17 protein-coding genes, 4 pseudogenes and 1 other annotated feature are annotated in these 25745 nt (G+C 63.1%); of the genes and pseudogenes, 14 read left to right on the plus strand and 7 right to left on the minus strand.

Features of this window, described 5'->3' with window-relative positions; all coding sequences use genetic code 11:
• Window positions 1-95: 95 nt before the first annotated feature.
• Window positions 96-2225, plus strand: a complete 2130-nt coding sequence (locus tag MAA8898_RS24305) for a SulP family inorganic anion transporter (RefSeq protein ID WP_094023613.1) — start codon at window positions 96-98, stop codon at window positions 2223-2225.
• Here MAA8898_RS24305 and MAA8898_RS26470 read toward each other — a convergent pair.
• Window positions 2202-2536, minus strand: a pseudogene (locus MAA8898_RS26470) (transposase); the annotation flags it as partial. The gene MAA8898_RS24305 and the pseudogene MAA8898_RS26470 sit on opposite strands and share 24 nt — an antisense overlap.
• Here MAA8898_RS26470 and MAA8898_RS26475 point away from each other — a divergent pair.
• The 7 genes and pseudogenes from MAA8898_RS26475 (at window position 2495) to MAA8898_RS24340 (ending at window position 11476) form a co-directional block, all read left to right on the plus strand.
• The gene (locus tag MAA8898_RS26475; RefSeq protein WP_176445308.1) at window positions 2495-2722 is read left to right on the plus strand and encodes a DUF6127 family protein; all 228 of its coding nucleotides are present in this window, start codon (window positions 2495-2497) and stop codon (window positions 2720-2722) included. The pseudogene MAA8898_RS26470 and the gene MAA8898_RS26475 overlap by 42 nt on opposite strands.
• Window positions 2723-2794: 72 nt before the next feature.
• Window positions 2795-3490 (plus strand): annotated as a pseudogene (locus MAA8898_RS27235) (YcbK family protein).
• 101 nt (window positions 3491-3591) lie between these two features.
• Window positions 3592-5178 (plus strand): FAD-binding oxidoreductase, encoded by a 1587-nt coding sequence (locus MAA8898_RS24320; protein WP_094023615.1) that lies wholly within the window; start codon window positions 3592-3594, stop codon window positions 5176-5178.
• A complete protein-coding gene (locus tag MAA8898_RS24325; RefSeq protein WP_094023616.1) occupies window positions 5175-6995 on the plus strand; it encodes a hypothetical protein in 1821 nt (606 codons plus the stop codon). The genes MAA8898_RS24320 and MAA8898_RS24325 overlap by 4 nt, the downstream gene beginning before the upstream one ends.
• Complete coding sequence (locus MAA8898_RS24330) at window positions 6992-8833, plus strand: ferritin-like domain-containing protein (protein ID WP_176445309.1); 1842 nt, start codon at window positions 6992-6994, stop codon at window positions 8831-8833. Before MAA8898_RS24325 ends, MAA8898_RS24330 begins: the two co-directional genes overlap by 4 nt.
• A complete protein-coding gene (locus tag MAA8898_RS24335) occupies window positions 8830-10149 on the plus strand; it encodes a radical SAM/SPASM domain-containing protein (RefSeq protein ID WP_094023618.1) in 1320 nt (439 codons plus the stop codon). Before MAA8898_RS24330 ends, MAA8898_RS24335 begins: the two co-directional genes overlap by 4 nt.
• Window positions 10136-11476, plus strand: a complete 1341-nt coding sequence (locus tag MAA8898_RS24340; RefSeq protein ID WP_176445310.1) for an NAD(P)/FAD-dependent oxidoreductase — start codon at window positions 10136-10138, stop codon at window positions 11474-11476. Before MAA8898_RS24335 ends, MAA8898_RS24340 begins: the two co-directional genes overlap by 14 nt.
• Here MAA8898_RS24340 and MAA8898_RS24345 read toward each other — a convergent pair.
• On the minus strand, window positions 11455-14760 hold the full coding sequence (locus tag MAA8898_RS24345) for an adenylate/guanylate cyclase domain-containing protein (RefSeq protein WP_141194943.1): 3306 nt from the start codon (window positions 14758-14760) through the stop codon (window positions 11455-11457). The two genes, MAA8898_RS24340 and MAA8898_RS24345, sit on opposite strands and share 22 nt — an antisense overlap.
• A gap of 203 nt (window positions 14761-14963) precedes the next feature.
• On the opposite strand from MAA8898_RS24345, the pseudogene MAA8898_RS24350 reads away from it, so the two are divergent.
• The 4 genes and pseudogenes from MAA8898_RS24350 to MAA8898_RS24370 all read left to right on the plus strand — a co-directional run bounded on the left by MAA8898_RS24350 (window position 14964) and on the right by MAA8898_RS24370 (window position 18760).
• A pseudogene (locus MAA8898_RS24350) lies at window positions 14964-15957 on the plus strand (DDE-type integrase/transposase/recombinase).
• Window positions 15254-15370, plus strand: a sequence feature (AL1L pseudoknot). Its footprint overlaps the pseudogene before it by 117 nt.
• 205 nt (window positions 15958-16162) lie before the next feature.
• The gene (locus tag MAA8898_RS24355) at window positions 16163-16531 is read left to right on the plus strand and encodes a hypothetical protein (RefSeq protein ID WP_141194944.1); all 369 of its coding nucleotides are present in this window, start codon (window positions 16163-16165) and stop codon (window positions 16529-16531) included.
• Window positions 16528-16947, plus strand: a complete 420-nt coding sequence (locus MAA8898_RS24360; protein ID WP_094023622.1) for an HNH endonuclease family protein — start codon at window positions 16528-16530, stop codon at window positions 16945-16947. The genes MAA8898_RS24355 and MAA8898_RS24360 overlap by 4 nt, the downstream gene beginning before the upstream one ends.
• Before the next feature lie 787 nt (window positions 16948-17734).
• Entirely contained in the window at window positions 17735-18760 is a 1026-nt protein-coding gene (locus MAA8898_RS24370) for an IS110 family RNA-guided transposase (protein ID WP_094023624.1), read from the plus strand.
• A gap of 411 nt (window positions 18761-19171) precedes the next feature.
• Here the strand turns inward: MAA8898_RS24370 and MAA8898_RS26020 are convergent, their stop codons facing one another.
• The 5 genes and pseudogenes from MAA8898_RS26020 to MAA8898_RS26030 form a co-directional block, all read right to left on the minus strand.
• Window positions 19172-20059, minus strand: coding sequence for a hypothetical protein (locus tag MAA8898_RS26020; protein ID WP_141194945.1), 888 nt, complete (start codon window positions 20057-20059; stop codon window positions 19172-19174).
• Window positions 20060-20066: 7 nt separating this feature from the next.
• The gene (locus MAA8898_RS26025; RefSeq protein WP_141194946.1) at window positions 20067-22445 is read right to left on the minus strand and encodes a hypothetical protein; all 2379 of its coding nucleotides are present in this window, start codon (window positions 22443-22445) and stop codon (window positions 20067-20069) included.
• Window positions 22446-22780: 335 nt separating this feature from the next.
• Window positions 22781-23074 (minus strand): hypothetical protein, encoded by a 294-nt coding sequence (locus tag MAA8898_RS24390; RefSeq protein WP_094023628.1) that lies wholly within the window; start codon window positions 23072-23074, stop codon window positions 22781-22783.
• Window positions 23071-23610, minus strand: a pseudogene (locus MAA8898_RS24395) (YcbK family protein); the annotation flags it as partial. The pseudogene MAA8898_RS24395 and the gene MAA8898_RS24390, both read right to left, overlap by 4 nt.
• 54 nt (window positions 23611-23664) lie before the next feature.
• Complete coding sequence (locus tag MAA8898_RS26030; RefSeq protein WP_141194947.1) at window positions 23665-24246, minus strand: Crp/Fnr family transcriptional regulator; 582 nt, start codon at window positions 24244-24246, stop codon at window positions 23665-23667.
• A gap of 90 nt (window positions 24247-24336) precedes the next feature.
• Between MAA8898_RS26030 and MAA8898_RS24405 the strand changes: the two genes are divergently transcribed.
• Both MAA8898_RS24405 and MAA8898_RS24410 read left to right on the plus strand, forming a co-directional pair.
• Window positions 24337-24867, plus strand: a complete 531-nt coding sequence (locus tag MAA8898_RS24405) for a hypothetical protein (RefSeq protein WP_094023631.1) — start codon at window positions 24337-24339, stop codon at window positions 24865-24867.
• 119 nt (window positions 24868-24986) lie between these two features.
• Window positions 24987-25280, plus strand: coding sequence for a hypothetical protein (locus MAA8898_RS24410; RefSeq protein ID WP_094023632.1), 294 nt, complete (start codon window positions 24987-24989; stop codon window positions 25278-25280).
• Window positions 25281-25745 lie beyond the last annotated feature (465 nt).

Here is a 25745-nt window from a genome sequence, read left to right on the forward strand (position 1 = left end):
CTACTGGTATCAAACCTGACAACCAAGGGCCCGATGCAACCCAGCGATCAGGCTCCAAAACGGGGGAAATTCGGGTGCTCACGATTGCACGGGTCATGTTCGGCGCATCCGTGATCGCGCTGATTTCTGCCGTTTTTGCCATCTCCTTTGCCGCGATCATCTATCAAGGTGCGCTGTCCCCCTTTCTCGACCGAGGCATCGGCCTTGTGTTGCTTGGCGCCGCCGTCATCAGCATCACCGGCGCCTTCGCATTGTCCGACCGCGCGCTCATTTTGGCGCCTCAGGACATCCCCGCCGTGCTGCTGGCCGGATCCGCGGCCACCTTTGTCGCTGGGAGCGAACTGTCCGGCGAAGTGCTGTTTTCCACAGTGGCCTGTCTGATCGCGGTATCGTCCGTGGCCATGGGACTGATGGGCATGGCGGTCGGTCAACTGCGGCTGGCGTATATTGCACGATATGTACCCTACCCCGTGATCGCAGGATTTCTTGCGGCCACGGGCCTGTTGCTGCTGCTGGGCGGGCTGGGTGTTGCGCTGGGCGACAGCCCTGCCGGGGCCGGGGTCGCCGGCTATCTCACGGCTGACGCGCTTTTCAAGTGGGTGCCGCCACTTGTTGCAGCCCTGTTCATCGCGGCCCTGACCCGGCTGGTTCCGCACGGGTTGACCCTGCCCGCAGCACTTGCGGCGACGGGGGCCGGTTTTTACGCCCTGTTGTGGGCGTTCGGCATATCGCACGAGCAGGCCCTCAGTGAAGGCTTGCTGCTGAGTGGCGCGGCCGATGGCATCCTTCTGCAAGGGCTGAGCCCGGCCATTCCCCTGCAGGCCGATTGGGGCGCGATTCTGACCCAGACCCCCGTGATCCTGACGATCATCGGGTCCTGTCTTCTGGGGGCGACGCTGAACGCCTCGGGGCTCGAGCTGGCGTTCCGGCGGGATTTCGACATCAGCAGGGAGGTCAAGGGCACTGGCATCGCCAATGTCCTCGCGGGTCTTGTAGGGGGTCTTCCGGGGTATCACATCGTCGCCGAGAATATCCTGGCCAACCGCCTCGGGTTGGGCGGGCGCTTGCCCGGACTCAGCGCTGCACTCGGTTGTCTGGCGGTGCTTCTGCTGGGCGCGAATGCCCTTTCGGGGCTGCCGATCGGGTTCTTTGCCGCGGTGCTGACGTTTCTGGGCGTCGATCTTCTGGTGACCTGGATCTGGGAAGAACGGCGGCGGCATGGGCCGCTGGACCACGCGATCGTGGTTCTGATCCCGGTCGTGGCCGTGGCCTTCGGCTTTCTGACCGCCGTGGCGGTGGGGCTGGTGGCGGCCGCTGCGCTGTTCATTGTTGCCTACGCCAGGCTGTCGTTCATCCGCTCCGACAGCGACCTCGCCACGCGGAGATCGTTTGTCGAACGCCCCGGGTCGGAACTGACCATACTGGCCGAAACCGGAGCGGCGGCGCGGATCGTCGAACTGTCGAGCTTCCTGTTCTTCGGGTCGGCGCATGCGCTGCGCGACCGGATTCGGGGGATCATCTCGACCCCGGCGGCCAAGGTGCAATGGCTGGTTCTTGATTTCGGACACACGACTGGGGTCGACATCTCCACGCTGCAAGTGCTCAGGCGGCTCGCCTCCGATTTCCGCGAGGCCGACATCCGACTCGTCGTGTCGGGCCTCTCCGAACCCACCCATACGGAGTTGCGCAAGGCTCTGGCCGGTCACGATGTCGACTATTTCCGAGGCCTGAATGACGCGCTGGAATGCGTCGAGGACACCTTGATTGCGAGGTACATGAGCACGACTGGCGTCGGCCAGGGCGCAGCTGTCGACGACATGGCCGAGGTGTTCTCGGAACTGGCGTCGCAGGATTTCATCGAGCGCATGGAACTGGATGCCGGGCAGAGGCTGATGGAATTCGGCGCGCGTTCCGACGACATCTATTTTCTGTTGTCGGGCCGACTTTCGGTGTCGTTGCCCGGCCGCATGGAGGAATCGGCGGTCGTGGCCCGGGTGCGCCCAAGGGCGGTCATTGGCGAGATGGCGTATTACTCCGGCAACCCGCGATCTGCGGACATCATTGCCACCGAACCTTCTGTCGTCTTGCGGCTCGACATGGGTCGAATTGGCGTGCTGGAACGGGAAAACCCGGCCGCCGTTTCGGGATTTCACAAGGCGATCGCCGGCAGTATGGCGCGGCGGTTGAACCGAACGACCAGGCTATTGCGCGACTTCGGCGCCTAGGGTCAGGACTCGTAGCCAAAACATGATGATGGCCGCCAGGGCGCATGCCGAGAGGAAGGCTTTCGGGCACCTGTCGTAGCGGGTTGCGATGCGCCGCCAGCCCTTCAGGCGGGCAAAACTGTTCTCGATCTTGTGGCGGTTGCGGTAGCGTTCAGGGTCGTGCGGGATCGGGATTTTCCGACCCTTCCGTGACAGGATGCACGGCGTGATGCCCGTGTTCTCAAGGGCTTGGCATACCAATCGGCATCGTAGCCGCGATCTGCAAGCAGATGTTTCGCGGGCGGCAGGCCATCCAGCAAAGCGCACTCGCCGATGTCGGCCTCGATGGTGAAGTGGCAGCTTTCGACATCCGCGACCTGCAATCCTTGCTGGACTGCATCCGTCTGGTGCGCCGCACGGCAATGCAAACCGCCGTCCGCATGATCACCACCGGCGTGATGTTGGCACTGCTGGCGGGCATTGCCATCAAGCTGAAGATCTTCGGCGGCAGCCCGTAGCAGTTCACCTCCCCAAACCATCAGTTCACCCGCACCCACCCTCGAGGCGGGCTTTTCGTTTTGGAGGACCCCATGACCGCGACCTTCCACCGCCAATGGCGCGACGGGCCTGAGAGCGGCTGCGCCGGCCTGACTTCTCGCCAGCCGAGACCGCCTGCCGGGGCACCGGCAAGCTGCTGGTCAACCAACCCGCCCTCGACAAGCTGCAGGCGCTGCACGACCGGCTGGGCAAGCCTCTGATCGTCCGCTCCGCCTATCGCAGCCCCGAGCACAACCGTGCCGTGGGCGGCGCGACCAGGTCGAAGCATCTCGACGGCGCGGCCTTCGAGATCACGATGGCAAACCACGATCCTGTGGCCTTCGAGGCCGCGGCGCGCGAGGTCGGGTTCCTCGGCTGCGGCTTCTACCCGCCGTCCGGATTTATCCATGTCGACCTTGGCCCCCGCGCGTCAGTGGGGCGAGCGGTTGCCGGTCCGGGCGACGGCCTTCGCGGCCGAGACACCACACGCGCGCGAAGTGCTGGCCGACAGCCGCACCATGAAGGGCGGTGGAGCTGCAGGCGTCGCGACCATCGGCGCGGCCGGGGTGGAAGTGGCGGTGCAGGTGCTCGCGGAGACCCAAAGCGCCATCCTGCCGCTTGCGCCGTACCTCGATACACTCCGCTGGGTGTTCATCGCCGTGGCGCTCGGTGGGATCGCGATCACGATCTACGCCCGCCTCGACGACTGGCGCCGGGGGCGGTTACATCATCAACGCCACCTGGGGTAAAAAAACCGCGACAGGTCCAATCGGCCCCGGAAAAACCCTGAGACACGCAAGGCATTTGCACCTATGCTTGAGCGATATTGCAGCGGGGGAATTGGACAGTGATGCGACGCGATCATCGGGAGCATCGCCGCCACAAAGAGCCTCGATGGAAGACTCTCAAGAAGAAGGAGTCCGGGCTTCCGGCCTACAAGTCGGAGCACCTCGACAGGCTCCGGCAGGATCTGAGCGGGCGCGTGCAACTGGCCGGTGCGCCGGGATACAACGACGACCGCATGGTCTTCATGCACACCTATCAGCAATACCCGCAGGTGATCGTCTATTGCGAATGCGATACCGACGTCGTCGCGGCGCTGAAATTCGCGCGCCGGTCGGGGTTACAGGTCGCCACGAGGTCAGGCGGGCATTGCACAGCGGGCTTTTCGGTCAACGATCAGGTGGTGATTGACACCTCCGGCCTGGACCACGTGATCGTGGACCCTGAGACGCCCAGCGTGCGCTGCGGGCCGGGGGTGCCATTTCGCAAGCTGAACCGGGTGCTGGACTTCCACAGGCTGCACCTGCCTGGTGGCGGCTGCGAAACGGTCAATGTCGCCGGCTACATGATGGGCGGGGGATACGGCTTTACGTCGCGGCTTTTCGGAATGAATTGCGACCGGGTGACCGGCGTGCGGATGGCTCTGGCCGACGGCACGATCGTCACTGCGAACGACGCGGAGAACAAGGACCTGTACTGGGCCGTGCGCGGGGGAACCGGCAACCAGTTCGGCGTGCTGCTGGAGATTTTCTACGACCCGGTCCCGCTGGACCGCAAATTCTTCGGCTTCGGGCTGCGCTGGAACATGCGGCACCGCCACGAGGCCGATGTCGCCCGGGTGTGCCGGGTGCTCGAACAGCTTCAGGCGGAATACTCCAACTCCGGGCCACCCAGGATGGGGCACCAGGCCCTGATGATGTATCTGCCGGACGCGGATCATCCGAACGGGCAGACCCCCTGTCTGTGCCTGCGGGGGCTTTACGATGGCACCGAGGCAGAGGCCAAGGCGGCGCTGGATCCGCTCCTGGCCACGCTCGAAGACCCGCGCGCCGATGTCGAAATCTGGACGCACAAGCACCACTACACGCGGCTCAACGAGATCCTGCTGCAGACCGTCGATCCGCCCGGGCGCGACATGCCGACCGTGTCGATGAACACAAAGCCGCTGGTGGAGGGATGGCTGATAAACGAGCACCACCCGGCGGAACGGTGGCGGGAGGTCGTGGATCATTTCCTGAACGCGCCGGACAAGACCTGCTTTGTCGCGCTTGAATTCTACGGCGGCGCGATTGCCGAACCCGCGCCAACGGACATGGCCTTTGTCCACCGCGATCCTTCCGTTGACATGTTCAGTTGGGCGTTCTGGACCTTCGACACGCACCAGCAGGCGTCGGTCGACTGGCTCGATGGCCTTGGCGCGCTGGCCACCGGCATGGGCAGCGGGCGGCGCTATCAGAACTACCCGCGCCGCGGGACCACGGATTTCCTGGACGCCTATTTCGGTCAGAACCTTCCCCGGCTGCAACAGATCAAGGCCCGGTACGACCCCCACAACATGTTCTGGTTCGAACAGAGCCTGGGGCCAAAGCCGGCGCCGGCCGGCAGTCACGACATCCACACCGGCGATGCCGGACAGGCGGAGGACGCGCGATGACGAAAGAACCGGACACCTCGTGCGGCCATGCCGGCACCGAACCTTGCGCGCCCTGGTGCGGGCGCGACCCGGAGAAGGGGCGCGTGCTGGGCATCTTCTTCGATCCGCCGATGGCAATCGCCCGCGTCGGCGGATCGAAGGAGCCGATGCCGGCCTATCGCTGGAAACTGGACGAAAATCCGGCCCGCGGTGTGCAGACCATGATCGAACCCGCGCCAAGCCTGATCGAGACCTCGGTCAGGGGCAACGGGCATCATCCCTTCACGCTGAGCGTGGAAACGCCGGACCGGGTCCAGTTCAAGGACCGGCACGGCAAGATCAAGCCCGTGGCGCCGTTCTTCGAACTCTGGGCGCGGGTGCAGGACGACGACGGCTCCGTGGTCAGGGTGCCGGTCACACAGGCGTTTCTCAAGGCCCGCGGCACCGCGTTGCGGCACCTGCGTTTCACGGTGGTGGCCGCCAACCGCAAGGCCGAGGCGCGCACCAAGCTGGCATCCTGCGCGGCCATCGCGCGCAAGGTGTTTTCCGCCGACGACTACAGGACCCATCATCTGGACGCGATCAGCCCGCATACCGAGGGCCAGGTGCCGCTGGTGCGCCCGGACGCGCCGCTGCCGCTGGGCAAGATCCGGACCTACGTGGCAAACGAGGGCAGCCCCGACTGCCGGACACGGCTGGATCAGGTCCGCATCCGGTTCATCCCGGGCAAGGGAGACGCCTATGGCCCGCCCGAAGCCGCGAAAGCCCCGGCTTCGCCGCTGCCGCCCGGGGCCTTTGCGCCGGCTGTGACCGAGTATGGCCGCATCCACAAGATGACGCGCAAGGAAAACCGCATCCTCAGTTCGGACACGCCCTGGCTTGGCTACAATTTCCGTACCGAAAACGCGCCGAAGTGGCCGACGCCGATGGACAGCTATGACGGCGCACGGGTCGGGTCGGGCAACGGCTGGGGGCTGATCGACGACACCTGCGATCTGATGCTGACCGCGGAACTGGCCATCGACGGGGCCGCGCATGTGGCACAGGCGCGGGCCATGGCCGGCCCGCCCGATTTTGCGCCCGACAAGCGGCCGATGTATTCGATCCGGGACGAGCTGGAGGATCGCGAACTGGCCGCGGCAGAGCTGGACATCGACCGGACGCCGGTTGAAATCCTGGACCTGTTTCGCCGGATATTCGAGACCGCCAGCCTGGTGAACCTCGACCAGAGGCGGTCCTGGGCGCTCGATGGCAACGCGCAGCTGCTCACCGAACCGGACGAGACCAACCCCGATTGGGACGCGGGCCTGTCGCCCCGGCTCGGGCCGAAATCCATGCGCGAGGATGACGCGCCCTATGCCAGCCTCGTGCCCGAATACACGCCCGGTCAGGGCGATACGATCGAACCGCGCTCGGGCGCGAATGACCGGCTGCCCTATACCCAGGTGGTGCAGCAGGTCCATGCGCGCCTGTGCGACAGCCCGATCCTGCGCGCCTTCCTGCTGCGCGACCCCGATCGTGTGCGCCGCATCGTGCGCCCGCCTTTCGCCCATGTCGGCGAACTGCCGCGGCTTCCCGGCGTGCAGCCGGACAAGCCGGTGGATTTCGGCGACCGGACGGACCTGAGCGACATCACCTACCGCGATCCGCGCGCGACGCGGGCCCAGACCTACGACATGCGGATGCCGCCCTACATGCGCCACTCGATGGGGGTGCCCCTGTCGGTCACCCGTCGGCAATACGACCTCTTGATGAAGTATCTCGACAAGCTGGAGGGCGAATGGAAACACACCGTTCAGCCCGTGCCCGACGCGCACCCGACGCAGGCCGACACATGAGCAGCGGTCCGAACAAGCCTGCGCCGACGCAGCTGAACCAGGCGCCGGCATCCGATCCGCGCGGCAATCCGGTCTATGCCGAGCCGATCCTGGGCAACCCGGTCTCATCGTTGATGGACTCGGGGGTGGGAAACTGCTTTCCGGGGCTGGAATTCGACGTGCGCCAGCTGGACGTGCGGTTCTTTCCGGGGCTGGTGTTCGAGTTCCTCGGCGTCACGCCCGCCGGGCCGGATGGCACGCAGGGCGCGCGGCTGGTCTATGCCGACCCCGCGGGCGACCCTGTGATCGCCGACCATTTCACCGCTGACGGGCCGGCATGGGTGTCGGCGCTGAAGCGGCAGTTCGCCGGCCCCCAGGGCGCCGCTCTGGGCGCGGGCACATGGTATCTGCATTTCGTCGAACAGGACGGCAAGCGGATCGTGTTGTACGGGCAATCGCTGTATCAGAACGCGGTCGTCCTGACCCCCTACGAGGGCGAAACCGCCTGGTGGATCATCCGCCTGATCGAGCCCGACAAGCCCCTGACCATCGGCCTGACCCAGCGCGCGGCGGATGGCTCGCCCACCGGTGTGCCGGTGGTTCTGACGGGGCAGCGGCGCAGGTTTCTCGACGACGAGGGCATGATCGATCCGGTCTATCATCCGGGCGAGCTGACCTCGTCCATGTGCAGCCCCTGGACCCATGATTTTCGCGACTGCGCCTGCCATTACTGGGCGTCGAACCATCCCGACGTGGTGCTTGGCGAGGTCGATGACCCGCAGCAGATGCTGGACAACCGCACCGACCGCGACGACCCGGCACAGGCGGTGACCTTCATCGACTGGATGCGACGACGCCACGAGCCGCTGAAGGATGTCTCGGCCCGGACCACCTTGCCCAAGGCGCGGCCGGACCGCTACGACCCTTACGAGATCAACCTGCACTGGCAGGAACTGGACTTCGTGCTTCAGGGACAGGAAACCGATGGCACGCCCGCGGGGCCGCCGATGCTGCGGCTTGTGCGGTACGAGTCGCTGGAAAAGATGGTCACCGATCTCAGCACACGGCTCGCGGGGCTGGAGCTGACGCTGGCGCTGGAATACCTCTACGCCTTTTTCAGCCTGCGCCAGCCGGACGAGGTGACCCCGGCCGAAGAAGCCACCTGGCCGGGGCTGCGAGAGGACCTGCGCGCGGCGCGCCAGTTGATCCTTTCCGTCGCGCTGAGCGAGATGACGCATCTGCGCTGGGTCAACCAGACCCTCTGGCTGATCCACAACGCCTATCCGCACCTTGGCCCCTACAAGCCCTGTCTGAGCGCGGCGGTTTCGGTCAGCGAAACCGACCCGAAGGACCCGGACAAGGAACGCACAAGGCCCCGCCTTCTGCGCCGGGCGACGCCGGAGGTCTTGCAGGATTTCGTGGATGTCGAACGCCCCGGCGGTCACCTCGACACCGAATACGTCAACCTGGTCGGCATGTTGCGCGACTCCAAGGAGCCGTTTCCCGAAGGCCTCTATCAATTGGCGGTGCGGATCGACAGCGACGGGATGCAGCACTACCAGAAGTTTCGAGACGTCAAGCGCATCCTGGCACCCTACTCCGCGCGGGAGGCCCTGTATCTGCGCCCGATAGAGCCGGGAGAGCCGACGTCCGACGAGGTCATGCCGGCGCTGGACCGGATCCGGACTGCGCTGGACGCCCTGGCCGAAGCCTATGCGATCGAGGCGGCGTTGGGTGACATGCCCAGGGCGAACGCAAAAGTCAGGGAGGCCCGCGAGGCGATGCACGATCTCAACGCGATCGCGCTGGACCTGGCACGCAGGAACATCGGAGTGCCGTTCTTCGCGGTCTTCCCATGACGCCGGTTCTGCCGCGGCAGGATGCCCGTGCGAGCGCCCTGGCGCATGTCGCGGGTGATGTGCTGCTGATGGCCGAAACCGCCGCGATTTTCGGCCTGTCGGCAAACGATGCGGCGCAGATGCGACGCGCGTTGCGCGCCGGGGATGCCGCCGCGCGTGTGGAACTGGCCCGGATCGGTCTGGAGGCGCCCGCGCAGGCGCCCCCTCCGCGTGTCGATGTGCATCCGGTCCGGGCGCTGGCGCTGACGGTGTCGCAGACCTGCAATCTCGCCTGTGGCTATTGCTACGCCGCGGGGGGCAATTTTGGCGGTGCGGATACCCACATGGGCTGGGAGGTGGCCAGCAAGGCGATCGACCAGCTGATCGCGGGCACGGTGCCCGGCGGCGGTGCCAAGATCGCCTTCATGGGCGGCGAGCCGATGGTCGCGCGGGAGCTGATCCGCAGATCGGTCGCCCACGCCGACAAACTGGGGGCCGCGCGGGCGGTGCGCGTTGGCTATTCTCTGACAACGAACGGAACGCTGATCACACCCGAGGACGCCGAATTCTTTGCGCGCCATCGCTTTGCCGTCACCGTCAGCCTGGACGGCGGCAAGGACGTGAATGACCGCTTGCGGCCGGACCGTGTGGGCAAGGGCAGCTTTGACCGCGTGGCGCGCCGGATCGCGCCCTTGCTGGCACAAGGCGATCGCATCCAGCTTGGCGCGCGGGTGACCGTCACGCCGCTCAACCTGGACGTGAGGCGGGTGGTCGAGGACATCGGCGCCCTGGGCTTTGCATCGGTCGGCGTGGCGCCGATGATCTCGTCACCCACCGGCAAGGGGGCCCTCTCTGGCGCGGCCTTCGGGCAGCTGCTGGAGGCGATGATCGCCTGCGGCGATGCCTGGCTTGCGGCGTTGCGCGCCGGGCGGACGCATCCATTCGCCAATCTCGCGACGGTGCTGGAAGAACTTCACCGAGGGCAGCCGCGCAGCCACGGCTGCGGCGCCGCACGCGACTATCTGGCGGTGGACGCGGCTGGCGACTACTCCGCCTGTCACCGGTTCGTCCGGGATCCGTTGGGGGCCATGGGCAACGTGGACAATGGGCCCGACATTGATGCCCGCGCCAGCTTTCTGGATGCCCGTACCGTGGAACGGCAAGACCCCTGCCAGTCTTGCTGGGCGCGGCGGCTCTGCGGTGGAGGATGCCACCAGGAGGTGTTGCACGCCGGACGGCCGGCCTGTGATTTCGTGCGAGGCTGGCTTGATTACGGGTTGCGGGTCTACGCGCAGATGCGCGCCGAGCGCCCCGAATGGTTCGATGTCCGGGGCTAGGGCCCAGGTGGCGGTGCTGGGGGCAGGCCCGGCGGGTTGCGTCGCCGCGCGCCAGCTCGGGCAGTCCGGTGTCGATGTCTTGCTGATCGACGCAGGCGACCGCGGCGGAGGCCATGTGATGGAAAGCTTCCCGCCCTCCGGTGCCGCGCTGGCCGAGGATATCGGCCTTTTGTCCAGGATCTGCGGTGTCAGCGAAGGCCCCGCCGCCCGAATGCACCTGCACTGGCGCGAGGCCGCCGAGATCCGGAAGTTCGAGGGCGACGGGCCGCTGCTGCTGCGCCGCCGCGAAATGCACGGGGCGCTGCGGTCCGAGGCTCTTGCGCACGCGCGTCACATGCCCGCCCGCGTGCGCCAGGTCAGCGCCACGGGCACCGGGGCAGAGGTTGTCACCGACGCGGGTGCCGTGTCTTGCGCCATGGTTGTCGATGCCCGCGGGCGCCACGCCGTGAAACGCAAGGGATCAGATCTGGTGGGCCTGGCTTTTGCCGCGTCGGACGATGTCCCGGACCATTCGATGTGGCTGGAGGCGCTGCCCGATGCCTGGCTTTGGGCCTGTGGCACGGGCATGGGGCGCCTGCACGGCGTCCTGTTTCAAAGGGCCGAGACGATGGCGGGCCTGACCGCGCAGGCACGGCAGGCCGGGGTGTGTCGGCTGCTTGGCCAATCTGCATCGCTTGCGCATGTCACCGACATCAAGGTCGCCCGGCCGGTCGCGGCCGGTCTGGCCTGCGTCGAGGACCCGGTTCCCGCGCCCCGGCACGTTCTGATCGGCGATGCCGCGCTTGCCCGCGATCCGATCGCGTCGCACGGACTGGTCCACGCCATCCGCAGCGGGGTGCAAGCGGCGGTGGCGGTGCGCACGGTTCTCGATCCGGATGGCGACACGCATGCCGCGCTGAGCTTTCTGCGGACCAAGCATGTTCAGGCGGTGGCCAGCGCCCGTCTTGCCACGGCGCGGGCCTACCGGGACCAGACCCGGTTCACCGGCCCGTTCTGGGCGCAATACGGCGAGGAAACTGCGCCTGAGGCCGCGCCGCAGGCCGGACCGGGCCCGATCACGCTGGCCAGGCCCCTGACCCGCGCCCCGGTGCTGGACGGGGATCGCATCAGATGGGCCGCAGCCATCTATTTGCCGGCCAGCGGCGACTTCTTCACACGCCTCGGCCCGGTGACAGCCCTCGACATTGCATCGGCATGCCGCCCGGCCGCGCCGTTGAACACGGTCGCGGCGCGGCTCGGCCGGATGCATGCCGCTCCGCTGGTGTTCGATGTTCTCACACTCCTTGACCGGGGCGGGGCCATTGCTCAGGTTCCGGGGCCGGCCTGAAGGATGGCCTTGGCCCGCCGGACATCCCAGCCCTCGTCGCGCGACACCAATTCGGCGAATGCATCGCGGACACCCGCGACAGTCCTGGGGCACAGGTCCGCCTCGGCGATGTCGCAGGCGATCCGCAGCGCAATTGTCGCGGCCTGCGTGCGCCGTGCAACGTCAAGCGCCTCGCGGCGGAGCCGCAGGGCGCCCGCATCGTCGCCGTCGGCGGCGGCAAGGCGGGCGCGCAGGCGCATCACTTCCGAGGAGGTCCAGATCTCTCCCGTGCGCGTCTCGGCTTGCATCGCCCCTGCAAGGGCGGCTTGCGCTGCGTGCAGGTCGTCTGCGCGCAGGTACACCTCGGCCAGAACAGTCTTCAACAGCGGAACATAGTTGAACGGATTTGCGGTGCGGAACTCTGCCACCCGCGATGTCAGTTCAGCCATCTCGGCGGCGGTGGGGCGGTCGGGGTGCAGGCAGAGCTGGCTGGCATAGGCAAACAGCCTCCCGGCGGACCGCATCACGCGAATGCCGTGTTTCTCGGACACCTCGACGGCTTCGGCCGCGATGTCGGTCAGGTCCGGCCCGTGCCGCGCCAGCGCCCCCCACATGACCCGGAACGAGATCGCCTGAGCCAGGGAATGGGCATGATCGATCTCGCGCGCATGGTCGATGGCGAAGGCGCCGAGTTGACACGCGCGTCGCAGGTCACCGCTGATCCAGAGCGACATCGCCAGGAGAGCCGCGCAAATCTCGGCGTGGTCGTATCCATGCGCATGGGCAAGCGGCAAATGCGCCTCCCGGTCATACTGGCCCAGTGCCCAGTCCAGGTTGCGCTGAGCCGTGGTCTGGTCACCCCGGTGCAGCGCCACCGCGCCGGTTGCGCGGGCGCCGATCATCAGGAAGGTGTCGTCCCCGCTCGTCTTGGCCGCTTTCGACAGGGCCTGCGCGTGGTTTTCCGCCCTGGGATAGTCTGCGCGCACCAGGGCGTGCGAATAAAGGCCGTTCAGCGCCAGAAGCTCGGCCTTCGCGTCACCGACCTCGCGGGCGAGCGCGACGGCATGCTGGCCCAGTTCGGCGCTGCGGTCGGTTGCGATCCCGAACCTCGATCGCTCGACCGCGGCCAGACCGGTGATCGCCCGCAGGCGATCCCGATTGATCGCTTCGCTGGAAGGCAGTCGTTCGCATGCGGCCGCCGCCATCTCCAGGTAGTGCCCGGCCTCCGGCAGGGCTGACCGTTTCAGGTAACCGGCGCCGGCGTCCAGGGCGTGCCTTGCCGCATCGGCCCAGTCCTGACCGGCCAGCGCATGCCGGGCCAGGATGTCGGGCCGGGTTTCCGGTGCGTCGCCTTGTGCAAGCGCGCGATAAGTGTCGAGGTGCAGTCTCTCCCGCACCGGGCCGGCGATCTGTTCATAGATCACGTCCCGGTAGGCCTGGTGACGAAAGGCGATGACTTCGCGACCATGAATGGTTCTGCGTTCGGTCAACCGGGCCCGATCGAGTGCCGTGAGTGCCCGGTCGATGTCGCGGTTGTCCGATTGCACGATCTGGTCCAAAAGATCGCGATGGGCCGACGTGCCGAGCACGGCCAGCGCCTCGATCACGCCGCGGCCGGATTGGAGGCTGTCCAATCGTTGCGCCACCGACTCGTAGATCGTGTGGGGGACCTCCACGACGTCGGCCAGTTCCGAAAGCCGATGCTCCCGTAGCGCATGGCCCAGAGTCTCCAGCATCAGGGGGTTGCCGCCCGAGTGATGGAGGATGTTCTCCCGCACCGATTTGGGGACCGGCGCCCCCCCCAGGAAACGGTCCAGGAGCAGATTGGCCGGGGCTTCTGCCAGCGGCGGCAACGAGAGCGTCTGATGCGCACCTTGTCCGGTCCAGATCGCGGTATCGTCGTCGCGCGTGATGGCAATCATGAGAAGAGAGGCCTTTTCGGCCTGCGCCCGCGCCGCTGCGCGGTCCAGAAGTTCGCGGGTCGAGTCATCGGCCCATTGCGCATTTTCGAGAACCACGACCGTCGGCCGATCCGCCCGTCCGAGGATCCAGCCAGTGAGCAACTCCAGGGTGGCTTCCCGGTCGCTCGCGGCGATCGAGGCATCGCCGTCGGGTGCGGCGGCGATCTCGAGAAACTGCGCCGCCCGTTCGGCCACCTCGGGCGGCGCGTGGTTCAGCAGGGCGGCAAGGGTCGTCTGCGCCGCGTCCGGCCCGGTCAGCTTTGCCAGGGTATTGGCCACGGGCCGCAGGGGCGACTGCGCCGCCATGGCCGTGGCCACTAGATTGATCACGCGGGCCGAGGGGTCCACCTCCGTCGCCATAAAGCTTTGAACCAAGGCGGATTTTCCGATCCCGGTGTCGCCATGGATCGTGAGCGTGGCCGGATGCCCCTGCCGCCCGCGGCGCCAAAGGTCGCCGAGAACCGCCGATTCTGCATCGCGACCGACAAGGTGGATCGGCTTTGCCGCCGTTGCCGCGACCCTGTTCAGGCTGACGACGTGATACAGGTCCACCGGTTCGGCAAGGCCCTTGAGGCTGACGGACTCGGGCTCGCTATATGAAAGCGATGTTTCGGTAAGTTCCCGCGTCTTCCGGTCGACCACAATGCCATTCGGACGCGCCACAGCCTGAAGTCGCGCCGCCCGGTTCACCGCAGGGCCGACGAGATGCGTGTGGTCCCCGGACGTGTCGTTGTGTTTCACGCCAACGGCCGCCTGGCCAGTGGCGATGCCGATCCGGGTGGCGATGCGGATGGGGTCCCGCCCGGCGAGCGCGACCGGGGACCGGATCAGCGCGCCTTGCAGGTCATGGGCAGCCACGACACAGCGCTCGGCAAAGCCTTCGAGCACCCGCGGATAGCCGAAAAGAAAGACCAGCCCGTCGCCTTGGGACATGGCCAGATGGCCGCCGTGCCGCCGCACGATCCTGTCCGCGATGTCGTAGTAATGCTGCAGGACGACCTGCATCCGGTCGATGTCGAGTTCCTCGCCCAGCCGTGTCGAGCCAACCATGTCGCAAAACAGGACACTCAGCCGGCGCAGTTGGACGTCACCCGCGCCCGGTGCGTCCGGCCACGGAGCGTCTTTCCCGGCCGCCGCACCAAGTGCCCGGATGCCCTTGAGAAGTCTCTTTCGCACACCCAGGCTGAAGCCGAGTTCCTTGAGGTCGTCGTCGACGAGAAGCGGCAGGACCGACATGTCGATATCTTCCGCGGTCAGCCGGTCTCGCAAATGCGGCAGACCAATGCCCGAAAGGAATTCGAGCAGCTGACCGGGCCGCTGGGCAAGGTCGCCATTTGTTTTCACGTCAAACTCCCCACGGCCGGATGCGCAATCCGACGTCAAAATGTTAACCCACGTGGCGCGCCGATTGCAAAGGAACTGATCCACCCGGTCGAGGATGCCATGCCGCCGCGGCGCGCCGACTTGCAGGATGCTTGAGATGGTGTTCGCCGGACTGAACCGCCCCGGCTTGCCCGGAGAGCAAAACTCTCAAAGGATAGCTCTCCATGGACAGGAAGAAGAATACGACGAGCCCGTACCCGGTCGAGTTCCGCGAGCGGGCGGTGCAGATGGTGATCGATCATCTTGATGGCTACCGCAGCTTGACGGCCGCGGTGCGTGACATTGCCGGCAAGCTGGGCTGCTCACCGGACAGCCTACGCGTCTGGTACAAGCAAGCGCAGCGCGACGCCGGCACGGAAGCAGGGCCGTCGAGCGCGGAAAAGGCCCGCATCAAGGAACTCGAACGAGAGAACCGGGAGCTGCGGCAGGCGAACGAGATCCTGAAGAAAGCCAGCGCTTGTTTTGCCCAGGCGGAGCTCGACCGCCCGTTCCGCAAATGACTGCCTTCATTGACGAATTCCGCGAGGAGTTCGGGGTCGAGCCGATCTGCCGCGTGCTGCCGATCGCCCCGTCCACCTACCATGCACGGAAGGCTGTTGCCCGGGACCCATCGCGCGCATCGGCACGCGTGCGGCGCGATGCGAAACTGAAGGACAAGATCCAAGAGGTCTGGTCTGACAACCGCAAACTCTACGGCGCGCGGAAAGTCTGGCGCGCCCTGAAGCGCGCCGGATTGTGGGTTGGCGTGTATCCAGCTCGATGACAACCCAGTTCGTGCTTGATGCCCTCGAGCAAGCGCTTTGGCAGAGAAAGCCGCCTGGAAACAAGAGCTTGACCCATCACTCGGACCGCGGATCGCAATACCTGTCCATCAGGTACACCAAGCGGCTGGCCGATGCCGAGGTGGACCCATCAGTCGGGACGGTGGGGGACCCCTGCGATAAAGCGCTCGCCGAAAGCGTGATTGGTCTGTTCAAGGCCGAAGTCATCAAGCAGCTCGGGCCCTGGAAGATGATGCAAGACGTCGCGTGGGAAACCATGCACTTGGTCGATTGATACAATCAGAACCGGCTTCTCAGCTCAATCGACTACATGCCGCCAGCCGAGGCCGAGCGGCGCTGTCTTGAACAAGTCGAAGCTATGGACAAGGTCGCGTAACGTGTTGAACGAAACGCTCTCCGGGCAAGCCGGGGCGGTTCAGCGGGAGGTGAAGAAGGCGCTTCGTCAGACTCTCTTCAAGTAAAAGCTCCACCAGGACGCAGAGCTTTTCGACCGAGCCTACGGCTACATTCGGGAGTACTACTGAGCAATGGGGGGAGACGAGCGCACATTCACTGTCGCAACGGATGACGCTGTCATATCCATGATTCAAAGTGCCAGGCGACGGCTCGTGGTTATCGCGCCGGCATTATCCAAGGCCGTTGCGAACGCCCTTGCGGAGCGTTTTGACGAGCTGGCTGAACTGGACATTCGAGTAATCGTCGATGCCGACGCCGAGGTTTACCGGCTCGGCTTCGGTGAACGAGAAGCTCGCCAGTTGATCCGTGATGCCGCTTCTCGAAGCTTGCTTGACTTGCGGGAACAGCCGGGTGTCCGGATTGGCGTCATCATCTCTGATGACGGCACGATGGTATTTGCGCCGGTCTCGAAGAATATCGAAGCCTCCACCGCCCCAGAGTTTCCTGAGACACTGCCGAAGGCTTATTTTGTGCCCAAAGGAGGTCGGACATGAAGGAAGACCGCACCCGTTGGCTGCAGTCCTACACCAGCGGTGGCTTCGAAATCGAGCACATCTTTCCCCAGAAACCTGATGCGAAGGCAGCGGAGGAGTTTGGTCCGCACGAGGACCCACTGGTCTCGCAGCGTCTAGGGAACTTGGTGCTCATCGAGAAATCGATCAACTCGTCGCTCGGCAATCGCGCCTACAGCGAGAAGCGGCCGATCTATCTTCAGTCGAAACTGCTCCTGACGCGCGCGCTCTCGGAGCGGCCGCAGGTCGGCGCGAATACCCGCATTGACCGCGCCGTGGCATCGATTGAGTCCTTCCCGACCTGGACGGAGCGCAACGTCCTGCGGCGGCAGCGATGGCTGGCGGATCTGGCGCGCTCGGTCTGGCGGATACCAGGGAGTACTGCCGCACCCTCATGAAGCTGCCGTTCACCCGCAATGAAATTCCGTTTCGTCCCGTAACCAGGTCATTTCGGCAGGCAGCACCGAACGGCCGCAGTGGCGAACGTTCGATCTCTGTTCCATCTCGGCGAGTGCCACTGGCGTCGAGGTTTTCAGGCTGCCTGTCAGAAAAACGTAATATTTTCTGCAGGATACGAGCTTTTCACCAAAACGGCGCAGTCATGAGGTCCGGAGAATATCGGGCTAAGAGAACAGATTTTGAGGCAGCCGCGGGCACGGCAGTGTTCAGCTTAGCCCGCAAACCCCTTTGAAAACACGCAAAAATCCGGCCACAGCTGCACGGCGAGTACGCTTTCGCAAGGGCGAGTGGCGGAGGGGACGGGACCGGGATCGAACCTTCTCTGCCGCCCAAGGCATTGTTATCATTGACTTGGGAATAGTTCGATCCGACATGCGGCTGAAACGCGACTGTTATCGAACCGGGTGAACTGCGGCCGTGACAACTTTTTCCGAAACATGACGGACCCGTCCACCGCGGCGCCATGCACATGGAACACGTTCTTTGCGAGATCGACGCCGATGATGGAACTTCTCCCATGGATGCCCTCTCCCTCGGCTTGTGCTTCGACACCGCAAGCTTGGCACATTGCGATGCCGTCAGGGGAGAGCGGCATCCACATGGGGTAATCGCGGGAGCGCGTCGCCCCGACTGCCGTCAAGATCTCGGAGGGCGGCTATTCTCCGATACGATGGAAAACGGGCTCACGACTGATTGCCGGGCCCAAGCATCGAAGGGAGAACAGCCATGGAAGAACATATCGGCCTTGACGTGTCGATGAAAGAGACCGCCGTTTCGATCCGCCGGGGAGGTCAGCGCGTATGGAGGGGGAAGTGCGTCACCGACCCGGCCGCGATTGTGACGCTCATTCGCAAACGGGCACCGGGCATGAGGCGTGTCGTGTTCGAGACGGGTCCGCTCTCTGTGTGGCTCTATGACGCAATCAGCGCCAGGGGGCTGCCGGCGATCTGCATCGACGCGCGTCATGCCAAGGCTGCGCTCGACATGGCGCAGAACAAAACCGATGCGAACGATGCCGACGGTCTGGCGCATCTTGCCGAGGTCGGGTTCTTTCGCGCGGTGCGTGTGAAGGGGTTCGACAGCATGCTGACACGAACGCTCGTCGGGGCACGTAACCAGTTGACCCGGATTACCACCCAGCTTTCGAACCCAATCCGAGGCGTCATGAAGACATTCGGCTTGCTCGTTCCCGCGGGCAAGGGAAGCAAATTCGAGCGGAATGTGCGGAATCTTCTCGTGGGGCGGACGGAACTCGCTGCTATCGTTCTGCCGTTGCTGGAGGCTTGGCGCAGCATTCGCAGCCAAGTGGCGGACCTCGGAACACAGCTCGTCGCGACGGCACGCCAAAACCCCGACTCGCGCCTCCTCATGTCGATCCCCGGCATCGGTGCGGTGACCGCAAAGTCCTTTGTCGCCGCCATCGAGGACCCCGCCAACTTCAGGAACTCACGATCCGTCGGGGCCTGGGTCGGCCTGACAACGCGCCGCTACCAGTCTGGCGAGGTCGACTATGATGGCCATATCTCTCGGCGCGGCGACCGGCATCTACGCTGGCTGCTCTACGAAGCTGCGGCGATCATCCTGACCCGCGTCAGGGCCGAAAGCAGCCTGCGCACCTGGGGGCTCGGGCTGCGCGAAAGGCTCGGCTTCAAACGCGCCGCCGTCGCCGTGGCCCGAAAACAGGCGGTGATCATGCATGCAATGCTCAAGACGGGCGCGATCTTCGATCCGCAAGCCGGAGCCGCGACCTGAAGTCCAGCGGACAGCGTTCGGGTTCCGAACGTTTGAGGCGTTCCTGCCGGGACGTGGGCCGGGCCTTTCCGTTGATGGGGTTGCACCGTCGATCAGGCAGAGTGCGTCATCCACATTGAAGGCCCCTCCCGCGAAGCCCCAACATGCGGCGGCTCTGTGCCGACCGCGGAGACAACCATGCATCCGCCAGGCGCACATTCAGGCGAACAGGACTTGGCGCAACAAGAGCGATTAGACAACCCCATCTCCACCTCGCAAGCCTTTGCAAGTATTCACCTATGGACTGCGCAGACAATTCTCAGGGCCCAGCCAAGGGTTCAAGAAGCGCGAGCAAAAACTACCAGATGACAGAACCCCAAATTTGTGCCGCCTCATCTTGAGGACGCCATCCGCACCGCAATCAATGATGCATCATTGGCTGCTCTGAGTTGAAAACTCCCAGTCCCCAAGGGAATACGGCTCATATTGATGGTCGCTTCGGTAAGCATCTAGGAACTCGTAGGAAAACTCCGTCCCTCTGATATCGCCAAGATAATCCGGCGTGTAGTACTGGGTGATCTCGAAACCATCATTGAGACCCAGCGCAAACAACAGCGCAAGCCCATATGAATCGCTAAATGATAACAGGTCCTGAATCTCCTCAATAAGCAAAAAATCATGAGGGTCGTTCTCAAATGCAATTGACTTCGCCGCGTCAAAATCAGAAATAAGCGCGCGAAAATAAAGCCTGGTGGATGACGACAACCCCTCTCCTCGCCCTAGTTCGTCAATCAACCCAAAAACCTTGCTCTTTAGTTCGACACCGCCTGCGATCCAACTTATTAAACTAAGGCCGCCAATCTCACTTCTCAGAGATGGAATGTTTTCAAAAGCGGTGAATGCATAGGTCGCATTACCCAGGTCGTCTAAGTATCTTCTGCCACGAAAAGAGCTTGATAATTCCATGCTATTCGCATCCATTAATTTCCCCTGGGCGAAATAGATCTTCATCACCCGTATTGATGCAGCCAGCCTGGCGCTTGACTCGTTCAGGAAAGCGAAGGGAAATTCCTGTGAAATTGTTTCGGAGGCGACCTCAATTTGTGCCTGAACAAACTGACTTCTTGCTGAAATCAGATCGAAATCCAAACCACTAACCATACTTGTTCGATTTGAATGTTCATTAAAAAGCGCGACAAGCGAGTTCTTTGAAGGCGTGGACCAATCACGTGGGCTCAATGGACAGCAAAAACTGGGGTCTGAAAGGACATCATTTGGCCATAAGAGGATGGAAAGCACAAAAGGCAAAAGCGTCTTCATATCTGGCTCAATTCAATTCGATAGTTATCTCTCGCCCCGTCACCGCGTCTATACCACGAACTACCCAGTCGGCGCCCAACCCGAACGGAAGAAAAGTATCGCATGCCTCAACTTCGCATAGCGCTGAACGCCTATCGAACGCCCGCCGGTATGGCATGGTGTCTACCGGTAGCAGACGGCAGAACCTATCGACCTGTACGGACAGGCGCAATGTGCTGGATTGCCCAACGTCGCTTACATCATTCACCAAGATTGGGCAATCCATGGGAAACTCAGTCTCAAAGATTTCAGGACTCGAAATCGGTTGGGGCTCATACTCCCTTGAATCCCACCACCTCAGTATCGTTTCCCGGCTCTGTGGATTCCCGGTCAAATAGATGGTTCTTCCATATTCGGACTCGACCCGTATGTGTCTTGTCAATTCTGACGCACTTATGATTGAGCTCTCAGGAAACACGAGTTGAAGGTTCCGGTACTGTCCATCAAACCCCCCAGAGGGCGCAATAATGCTTCCATACGTGTATGTTTGGTCAGACGACACAATACGACCGATAAATTCAGCCGCCACGATACTCGTCAAGTCTGACACAACAGAGTTAAACATCGCGGATTCTCTACGAACGTTTCCAAGGTGATTTGTAAGGTTTCCAAGGCCGTCAACGGCTACGTTCACTACATTCTGATAATTGCGCCTTGCCTCTGCAACCGTCGCAACCCTCAGAGCAAGTCGCCGATCGCGCGGGAGCAATATGGCGTTCGCTGACAGTGCGCTGGTAACAAATGTCTCGTAACTAGGTGTTCCAACCATGTCACACGAGTTTGCAAATTCGTAAGAAATCGGTGAGCTTACAACATAGGAGCCGGAACTGAAATCCTCCTTTACACGATCAACGACGTCTATAATTGTATCCAAATTTATCTGGTTGACCTCGCCGTTTATGAAGGCAAGAGGCATACATTTGTTGAAAAGTTGATTGTCGAACTCCATCTCGCGCTGAATCGGCCGAAAAAGGAATACGTCCTCAGGATCAATATCTTGAAGCTCAACATTTCCGATTTCATCCGCCTTGTTTCTCATCCACGCAAGTGTGAGGTGAGTCTCAATTGCTCGATCATGCTCGGCTTGCATTCTTTCGATCTGTTCAATGAGATTGAGGCGGGACAACCTCTGAGAGTTCAAGGCGCGGCGTTCAGCGCCTTTAGGAGTACGTTCAAACTCACGCAGTTGACGCTCGAACCCCCACAATTCTGCCTCTTCATTTTCAAGGTCGGTGACGTACTGATTGGTTACGAAGGAATTGACGCCTATACCCTGCCATTCAAGCGAAAAACCCGATGAAACAGCGGCGCGATACCGGTGCGGAACATCATTGATGAGGTTGACGACTTCTCTCTTGTGATTGGTGAGTTGATCCAGCGCTGTCTCAATCGGCGCTAGAGAAGCAAGCATTTCATCAACTACATGATTTTGAATAGCAGTCACATATTGCGTCGCCGGTGGTATCTGAGAAGTTTCGTTCGGCATGAAGCTTCTTGCGTCGAAAGGCGATGCTGATGAAGACCGTGATCGAGCCATCAAGAAGAGGGCATCATGCCACGAATAAGATTCTCGCCGACGCACTTGTTCCCAATACTGACGGAAGTTGCTCACCAGCTTATTGTATGTAGCAATATTTCCGTCTACGGTGGAAAAGTGGACTCTTCCACTTCCATCAATTATGGAAGGAGAGTTTGGGACAAATATTCCGCCAAACACCCCGGATGACAGCACCGCAAAGCGTAACTCCAAGCCACCGTCCATTATCTCGCTATTACCAAGCGTGGATTGCCATGCCTGCAAATCAGAATGCAGAAAATCGTTTTCGTATCCGCATTTGCTAGATAAGAATTCTCCAAGACGCTCGCCAAATGGATGGTCCAAGGGCAGCCCCTCTTGCTTCAGCCGGTCATAAATCATCTTCGATAGCTCAGCTGACTGGTGGTCCAACAAGTCATAAGTCGAAAAGAAACGCCCCTCCCCGAAGCTTCGAATCAGTATAGAATTCCTCTCAGACATAGCGATGTGAAACCCAACTTCTGCAAGAAGCGACTCGGCTAGCGACTCGGTTTGAAGTCCCGTGGGAAAGCTCATGACTTTTCTGATGTTCCTCCCGCATGAGGGGTCCGTCGCCGCTGCGACCGTTCTTGTGAAATTCGGGTCAACCAGAAATGGCAGCTCAATCTCATATGTTTGGGGGCGAACGTCGATTACTTGCACACGCAAACTTGGAGGATCGGCGGTCAGGAAAGTCTCGCGTGATGCATCCTGTGAATGCACCCGATCAACCAAGCCTACTTGTGCAATCATTATGACGACGAGGATTTTTACTGTCCCAATTCGGATCATTAGAACTGCACCTGAGCTGTGGTTTCACTCCTTCATAACATGGATGCGGGGCCGGCGGGAGCCCCTCCTCCTAGTTGAACAACCCGGCGCCGAAAGCGCCATCGTCTGCAGCCAGATCGTCGTGGCCACGGTGAGATTCAGGCCGCTGATCGTGCCGCGCGAGTCTCGGATTTCGGCCGTGCCGTTCAGTGCAGTGCCCGCCCTCAAGCGCGCCAAGTTGCTGGCCTGAGTGGCACGTGAGTGCCTGCTCCCACAGAACGGCATAGTTCGGCCAGCATCCCTCCGACAGTAAGGCCAGTTTCTCGGCCGCCCGCTCTTCGAACTCCCGTCCGTGCTCAACCATGGGCGGGCGCGTCGCGAGTTTGCCGATCTCGGTACGAACGGTCCCGCGGCCGCTCAGCAATCTCGTGGTAATCTCGAGGACGGCTCGCCGCCGCCTCGAGCATCCGCCGTTGGGCGTCATGTGCTTTCTCCCTGGTCTCGAGCCGCTTGGCAAGCCGACCGGCCCGCTCGCCGGAGCGGCGCAGGGCCAGCAGGAACAGAAGGATCGCGAGGGCGGTGATGCCGTAGCGAAGCGCCGTGCGCGCCCATGCCGATCCGGCGAGCATGGCGAGAAGCCCGCCGATCACCGCCGCCCCCGCTTCCAGTCGTCGAGCCTGGCGTAGATCGTGACCGCGATGCCGCCGAGAGCCACCACGATGAACACCCAGCGGAGCGTGTCGAGATAGGGCACGAGCGGAAGGACGGCGGTCTGGGTCTCGGCCAAGACGCTTTGCGCGACCTCCACCCCGGCCGCGCCGAGCGTCGCGACACCCGCCGCACCGCCTCCCTTCATGGTGCGGCTGTCGGCCAGCGCTTCGCGTGCGGGCGGCGTCTCGGCTGCGAATGCGGTCTCCCGGACCGGGAATCGCTCGCCCCACTGCCGCGCGGGCCCAAGGTCGACATGGATGAAGCCCGAGCGCGGATAGAAGCCGAAGCCGAGGAATCCGACCTCGCGCGCCGCGGCCTCAAACGCCGCCGGGTCGTGGTTCGCCATGGCGATGTCGAAGGCGGCGCCGTCGAGGTGCTTGGAGTGGGTCGCGCCGCCGACGGCGCGGTTGTGCTCTGGGCTGCGATAGGCCGAACGGACGATCAGCGGCTTGCCCAACCGGTCACGCGAAGCCTGGGTCGCATATCCGAATCCTCTCCGGCCATTCAACTACTGCAATATAAAAAATCTCTATGGCCTGCGCGGATTTCGTAGTCGGCTCAACGTCACGGGCGTCATTCCAAGGAACGACGAGATCTGACCGTGGTTGAACAGGGCTTCATGATCAGGATAGAGGCTGCGAAACCACTCAAGCCTCTCCTTGGCCTTGAGTGCGGCGAGGCTCCATTCCCGGCTTGTCTTGCGCTCCAGTTCGGCACGTAAGACGGCATTGGCCCACTCCTCGATTGCTGGCGACCCACGCATCATATCCAGCAGGACCGCAGCTTCCACTGAAGCGGCTCGTCCGTCCGTCTCTGCTCTCAGGCTGACAAGAGACTTGCCTTGAGCGGTGCGCGCCAGATTGGGCGTGATCACACACGGGCCGACAAAAAATCCAACGCACACTTCGCGCCCTTCGGAGTCACCTATCAGACTGACCATCCTCCCGGACAGCAGGATGAATTCCTTGTCATCCGGATCACCCTGTCGCGCGAGGTGCTGGGCCTTTGCAACGGCTTTGGCCTCGAACGCTCCGGCCAAGGCATGCGCATCGGCGGTGGCCAGGCCGCCGAAAACCCGTGGGTCCAGTTCAAAGCTGCTTGCGACCTGCATGTCTGACGCTCCGTTAACAAAAGACAATGCCTCGCAAGCAAGGGGCCCCTACGAAACACTCATATCCCAAACGCGACAGGAGTTCTTCACATGAAAATCGGGCACAGCGGCAAGGCGGCAATCCTATTCGGGCTGGGTGCCATGATGATCTACCTGGTCATGTTCCTCGGAACGCTCAGATACTTGACCGATCTCGCAGTGGTGCTGCCGTTCGATCTTCGACCCACAGGGTATTCACAGGTCGATGCCGCGGTGCTGCTGGAGGCGCTTGGTGAGGCCGGGCGCCAATACTATCTCATGCGCCAGGTCCCACTGGATACGCTCTACCCGGCATTGCTGGCGCTGACCCTGATATCAACGCTGCGATGGCGTGCCGCCGAGTTCGGGCCGACGTTGATGACCAGCATAGGCGTACCATTGGCAATCCTGGCCGCGACCTTCGACTATCTGGAAAACCTTGGGATAGGCCTGATGCTGCTCTTTGGGGCGGACCCTACGCTGGTACAGGCCACAAGCACAGCGACGATGCTGAAGTCCGCTCTGACGTCGGCTGCTATACTTGCCGTCGTTGCCGCTGTGGCAGCGGTCCTGCTCAGGCGCATGTCGAGGCAGCGCGCTTGACCCGTGCCTTGCAGAACCAGGGAATTGGCGCGCTCCAGTTTCGTCCGGCGCGACTACCTGGAGCGGCTTGGTGGGTACCTCGCGCGAGCGGATTTCATTGGCTTCGAGGGCAGCGGAACATGGCTCGCGCTCTGACCGAAAGCGGCTACCCCATCCAGGCGCGGCAGTTTCGCATCCTTTGCAAGGCGCATCTCGTGCAATGGGCCTATGTCCGGCGCGGCATGGGCGTTGGGCTTATGATGGACGAGATCGCGCTGGCCGATCCGGAGATCGCGCGCGCCGCGCCATACTTCAGCGTACCGGTGCCGATGTGGCTATTCGCCCATCGCGAGGTGCGCATCTCCTGCCGCGTGCGGGCGGTAATTAACACGCTTGCCGAGGCGCTCAGCCGACCGCCAGGGCCTGTGGCTTGAGGCCCGCCATGCTGGGGCACGCGAGGTGGAGCCGCATCGCAGGATCTGGACCGACTTGCTCGCGAACAGGCGGGAGGCGGCGATCGCGGCGCGCAGCTCGGTTCAGGACACGAGCGCCGGTCGGTCTGCGGGCGGTCGGCTCGCGTCCGGTGCCGGGAGCCCGGCCCGCGCCGCGCCGCACATGTCCTCGACGATCCGGGCTTCTCTCTGGCCTCGGTCTGCCCGCCGCAGGATTATGTCTGCGTGACGGACGCCGTCCTCTTCGTGGCCGTACCGGATTAACCGACCTGCCGATCGGCAGCAGCGGCAATAGCCGCTTCTAAGCAGAGATCCTCGTCCCGGGTGCCAAGAGTCGACGCCCCGTGCTTGAAAAGCGCCGTTGCGCGCGCCTGCGCGGGCGTTCGTGCCAGGCGGTTCATTCCCTCGCGCCCGTACCCTGATCGCAAGCAAGTCGCAAAATGGCCT

The sequence above is a fragment of the Antarctobacter aquimaris genome, from assembly GCF_900184945.1.
In the GTDB taxonomy this organism is placed as follows: domain Bacteria; phylum Pseudomonadota; class Alphaproteobacteria; order Rhodobacterales; family Rhodobacteraceae; genus Maliponia; species Maliponia aquimaris.

Coding starts and splice junctions, on each gene's coding strand:
- MAA8898_RS24305 (WP_094023613.1), top strand. CDS start 96: ATGTTCGGCGCATCCGTGATCGCGCTGATTTCTGCCGTTTTTGCCATC.
- MAA8898_RS26475 (WP_176445308.1), top strand. CDS start 2,495: ATGTTTCGCGGGCGGCAGGCCATCCAGCAAAGCGCACTCGCCGATGTC.
- MAA8898_RS24320 (WP_094023615.1), top strand. CDS start 3,592: ATGCGACGCGATCATCGGGAGCATCGCCGCCACAAAGAGCCTCGATGG.
- MAA8898_RS24325 (WP_094023616.1), top strand. CDS start 5,175: ATGACGAAAGAACCGGACACCTCGTGCGGCCATGCCGGCACCGAACCT.
- MAA8898_RS24330 (WP_176445309.1), top strand. CDS start 6,992: ATGAGCAGCGGTCCGAACAAGCCTGCGCCGACGCAGCTGAACCAGGCG.
- MAA8898_RS24335 (WP_094023618.1), top strand. CDS start 8,830: ATGACGCCGGTTCTGCCGCGGCAGGATGCCCGTGCGAGCGCCCTGGCG.
- MAA8898_RS24340 (WP_176445310.1), top strand. CDS start 10,136: ATGTCCGGGGCTAGGGCCCAGGTGGCGGTGCTGGGGGCAGGCCCGGCG.
- MAA8898_RS24355 (WP_141194944.1), top strand. CDS start 16,163: ATGATTCAAAGTGCCAGGCGACGGCTCGTGGTTATCGCGCCGGCATTA.
- MAA8898_RS24360 (WP_094023622.1), top strand. CDS start 16,528: ATGAAGGAAGACCGCACCCGTTGGCTGCAGTCCTACACCAGCGGTGGC.
- MAA8898_RS24370 (WP_094023624.1), top strand. CDS start 17,735: ATGGAAGAACATATCGGCCTTGACGTGTCGATGAAAGAGACCGCCGTT.
- MAA8898_RS26020 (WP_141194945.1), bottom strand. CDS start 20,059: ATGAAGACGCTTTTGCCTTTTGTGCTTTCCATCCTCTTATGGCCAAAT.
- MAA8898_RS26025 (WP_141194946.1), bottom strand. CDS start 22,445: ATGATCCGAATTGGGACAGTAAAAATCCTCGTCGTCATAATGATTGCA.
- MAA8898_RS26030 (WP_141194947.1), bottom strand. CDS start 24,246: ATGCAGGTCGCAAGCAGCTTTGAACTGGACCCACGGGTTTTCGGCGGC.
- MAA8898_RS24405 (WP_094023631.1), top strand. CDS start 24,337: ATGAAAATCGGGCACAGCGGCAAGGCGGCAATCCTATTCGGGCTGGGT.
- MAA8898_RS24410 (WP_094023632.1), top strand. CDS start 24,987: ATGGCTCGCGCTCTGACCGAAAGCGGCTACCCCATCCAGGCGCGGCAG.